The organism is Brevundimonas sp., assembly GCF_044239655.1.
Lineage (GTDB): Bacteria > Pseudomonadota > Alphaproteobacteria > Caulobacterales > Caulobacteraceae > Brevundimonas.
In genome coordinates this window covers 1-2,978 of record NZ_JBIIAY010000219.1, presented here as the reverse complement: position 1 = coordinate 2,978, position 2,978 = coordinate 1, and the positions used below count along the sequence as shown (strand labels likewise).

The following is a 2,978-nucleotide window of genomic DNA, read 5'->3' as shown; positions in this document are numbered from 1 at the left end:
GCGTCATGCGTTCAACTCCGCAAGGGTGTTGCGCGCGTGTTCAATGGCGATAGCGACCATATCTTCATAGTAGCCGCCCTCCATGAAGTCCGCGGCGCCCTCATAGCAGCAGCCGCCCAAATAATCCTCGCCGAGCGTCACGCCAGCCTTGCGCGCGGCGACACGCGCCACAAACCACATCAAAGTTCCGTCGGCGATGCGGTTGCAAATCTCACGGTCCGCTTCATCGTCGCCGGTGCAGAAATGGCCCGTTGGGGAGTCATACTCCGGGCCGAACTCCAACACGATTTCGAAACCTTCGCGGGTCTCGATATTTGCTACATCCCACATAAAATGATTCCTCTTTCCCGGCATGATGCCGCGCCTTCCCTCGCCACATAGACAAGGGAAGCGCGCCGCATCACGCGCCTAGTCGGACACGGTGGCAAGCCAAGCGCCAGGCTTGCCGATATAGCACGTGCCCGAATTACCGTAGCAGCACACATAGACGCGCCGCCACTTGCCGTTCCACCGAACCATGTGGCGCGTCGGGATGCGGTTTCCGTAGCCGCTTGCCGTGTAGGAAAGCCCGCGCTCTTGCCACCACAGCGGCGCCAGCTTGGATTCAACCGCCACCGTTAACCGGGGTTCATCGCCCGTTCCGAAATGAAGATACATTCTCTTCCCTCTCTAAGCCAAAGCCAGGATGCGAATCGCTGGCCTATGTAAGTTGCTCTAACCTAACCTAACCGTCAATAGGCTTTTTTGTGCGATTCAAACCATTTTGCGCGCGTCTGTCGGAGGGATTGGCAAGGTAGGATGGTACTTGACAATCTAAATGAAATACTCTAAAAACGCCCCCAGCGTTTTTAGATGTTTTTCATTTATATGTCGTACCATCCCCTTGCCCGTATCCCGTAGGGCTGGCGCGCTTGGGATGAATAAGATTATTTTCTAAGGTATCAGGATACCATAGAGGGTGAAAGTTGAATCAGGATTCATGTTTCTGAACCTTGGCAACTAACTTCGATCGAGCCAGAAACGGAGCGCCAGCAAGGCCAGGGCTGTTGCCAGTAGGATTAGGTCACTCACCCTTGGCGACCAGATACCGAGCCGGGACAGTTTCAATCGGCGCAATCGGCCAAGGCCAGGTCGCGGGCTTGATGTGCACTCGGTCAACGCTGTTGGCGCCCTGAACCACGATATAGTCGCGCCATTCCGGACGGAGTGTCACCGCGGCGCCAATTTTGAAAGCCATCACGCAAAATACTCCCCGAAAGCCAGATCGACGGCCATATCGCGCCGGTCATCCTGCACCTCGCCAAGCGCTTCCAACGTTTCGTAAAACGTCGCTTCGTCGTCACCCGGTTGAAAATACACTTCCCGCCCGTTTGGCGCCCGAAGCGATACGCCAGCGCGCAATGGCGCGTAAAAATACCCGCCGCCGATTGCGATATATCTGTCAGTCATATCCTACCCTTTCCAATGATTGAGACCCAGCCGCGCGGTCGAAATGTTGCGGCCGGGTTAGGTGTTTCAAGGCTATTCCGGAAGCTGCTCGACATAGCCAGCGTAGCGGCCATACCGCTCTGGCGACCTAGCGAGCAGCGCCCGCAGATCGCGCTTTGTCATGTCGCCAGCCCGAACCATCTCAAAAAACAGTTCGTCGCGCTCGCCAACGGCGCGTACCGAATTATAGAAAGCGCGGATTTGCTTATTAGTACCCATTCCGAATCACTCCTCTTGTGTTGATGCGTGTAACCTAGCCTAACCTAGACATTGCCGCAAGGATACGCCGCGACAAGCGCCCGATACGCGCGCTTGGCAGCCACCGGGCAGCGATAGAAGAATGGGTCTGCGTAACCGTTGCAGACCGTATAGCCGCCGTCAACGCGCGTTAGGCCCGCCGTATTGTTGCCCCAACGTCCGTTGCGGTAGGTATACCGTGCGATAACCCGAGTCGTCATATAAGCCTCCATAAGTGAGGCGTGTAACCTAGCCTAACCTAGACATTGCCGCAAGCGATAATTTTAAGGCGTATATAATAGGGCGCGATCAGCTAGGGTGTTGGGCTTAGTGGTATAGGCCAGGGTTTTTTGAAGGGACCCAATTCGGTTAAGGCGACCCCCTCCGGGGGCCGTTCTCGCTGCGGGCCGTCAGGCCGGGTCAGAACCGCTCATACAATTTTTGCCAATTTTCCAAAACCAATGCCTAACCTAATCCCGCCAGAACCGACCCCTTGACAAATCGCTGAAACCCGGTAAACCAACCTGATGCTCAAGACCTGCACCACATGCAAAACAGCCAAAGCAACCGAATCCTTCGGAAAAAAATCCGGGGCTTACGACGGCCTCCAATCGCGGTGCAAACCGTGTATCAAAATTGCCGATGCCGATCGCTTTCAACGCACCAAAGAAATATGCAGCGCCCGCAAAAAAGCCTGGGCCGCGGCAAACCCCGATAAGCAGCGAGAAATGAAAATCCGCTATCGCAAAGCCAATCCCGAAGCTGTTAAAGCCGAGCGCAAGCGCTGGAGAGAACGTAACCCCAGCGCGCGACACGCCGCCGAAGTCCGCAGAGAACTGGCAATCGCGCAACGCTGCGGCTTGCTCACCCCGGAAGGCGCCAAACAAATAGAACGCATTTACGCTGAGGCCCGTCGCCTCACCCAAGAGACCGGCATACCCCACCACGTTGACCACATTGCGCCACTTCGCGGGGAAACCATCAGCGGATTGCACATTCCCGAGAACCTGCGTATTATCCCTGCCGAGGATAACATCAAAAAAGGCGCCAAAGTGCAGCACGACTTGATCGCCCTAGCAACCATGATGGCGTGGTTCTGATGGCCAACCCTCCAGCAAAACGCCGCTCAACGGCTCTGGCGATGCCCCCCAGCGTTGATGCCGCGTTGTATGCGTCGGTTGGCCGCTATGCAGGCGCCGCAGTCCTGACGGTCTTCGAACAGGTCGGCGGTATCGAAGCCATGGCGGACTGGG

6 protein-coding genes are annotated in these 2,978 nt (G+C 56.3%); 1 reads left to right on the top strand and 5 read right to left on the bottom strand.

Annotated elements, in window-relative coordinates:
* Window positions 1–3 precede the first annotated feature (3 nt).
* From ACILQR_RS16570 to ACILQR_RS16550, 5 genes are all read right to left on the bottom strand, one after another.
* Window positions 4–330 carry a hypothetical protein gene (locus ACILQR_RS16570; RefSeq protein ID WP_395652459.1) on the bottom strand — a complete coding sequence of 109 codons (327 nt, stop codon included), beginning with the start codon at window positions 328–330 and terminating at the stop codon, window positions 4–6.
* A 78-nt stretch (window positions 331–408) separates the two neighbouring features.
* Window positions 409–657, bottom strand: a complete 249-nt coding sequence (locus ACILQR_RS16565; RefSeq protein ID WP_395652458.1) for a hypothetical protein — start codon at window positions 655–657, stop codon at window positions 409–411.
* A gap of 406 nt (window positions 658–1,063) precedes the next feature.
* The gene (locus tag ACILQR_RS16560) at window positions 1,064–1,237 is read right to left on the bottom strand and encodes a hypothetical protein (protein WP_395652457.1); all 174 of its coding nucleotides are present in this window, start codon (window positions 1,235–1,237) and stop codon (window positions 1,064–1,066) included.
* Complete coding sequence (locus tag ACILQR_RS16555; protein WP_395652456.1) at window positions 1,237–1,449, bottom strand: hypothetical protein; 213 nt, start codon at window positions 1,447–1,449, stop codon at window positions 1,237–1,239. The genes ACILQR_RS16560 and ACILQR_RS16555 overlap by 1 nt, the downstream gene beginning before the upstream one ends.
* A gap of 72 nt (window positions 1,450–1,521) precedes the next feature.
* A complete protein-coding gene (locus tag ACILQR_RS16550; RefSeq protein ID WP_395652455.1) occupies window positions 1,522–1,707 on the bottom strand; it encodes a hypothetical protein in 186 nt (61 codons plus the stop codon).
* Between the two features lie 545 nt (window positions 1,708–2,252).
* Here ACILQR_RS16550 and ACILQR_RS16545 point away from each other — a divergent pair.
* A complete protein-coding gene (locus ACILQR_RS16545; RefSeq protein WP_395652454.1) occupies window positions 2,253–2,825 on the top strand; it encodes a hypothetical protein in 573 nt (190 codons plus the stop codon).
* The last annotated feature ends 153 nt before the right edge of the window (window positions 2,826–2,978 follow it).